The sequence below is a fragment of the Ochrobactrum sp. SFR4 genome, from assembly GCF_019730395.1.
Classification (GTDB): domain Bacteria; phylum Pseudomonadota; class Alphaproteobacteria; order Rhizobiales; family Rhizobiaceae; genus Pseudochrobactrum.
The window spans coordinates 1-235 of sequence record NZ_JAAPBB010001396.1 but is presented as its reverse complement, the minus strand read 5'-3'; the positions used below and the strand labels follow the sequence as shown (position 1 = coordinate 235).

Genomic DNA, 235 nt, shown 5'->3' with positions numbered 1-235 from the left:
ATGATGCCGTCGATGCCACCCGGCATGTCCACGTCGGTGAAGACGACCCGGATGTCGCTCCGTTCCTCCAAAGCCGCGAGCGCAGCAGAGGCATCTGATGCTTCCAGCACTTCGAAGCCGGCTTCTTCAATCATGTCCGATGCAAAGAGACGGAGAAGTGGCTCATCTTCCACGACAAGCACCACTGGTTTGTTCATTCCACACACGTACTCCATCAAGCCTGGACCAACTGGCG

General features: G+C 57.0%; 1 protein-coding gene. It reads right to left on the bottom strand.

Features of this window, described 5'->3' with window-relative positions; translation table 11 throughout:
* On the bottom strand, positions 1-197 hold a 197-nt coding region (locus HBA93_RS23615; RefSeq protein ID WP_221724830.1), incomplete at its 3' end, for a response regulator.
* Positions 198-235: the final 38 nt, after the last annotated feature.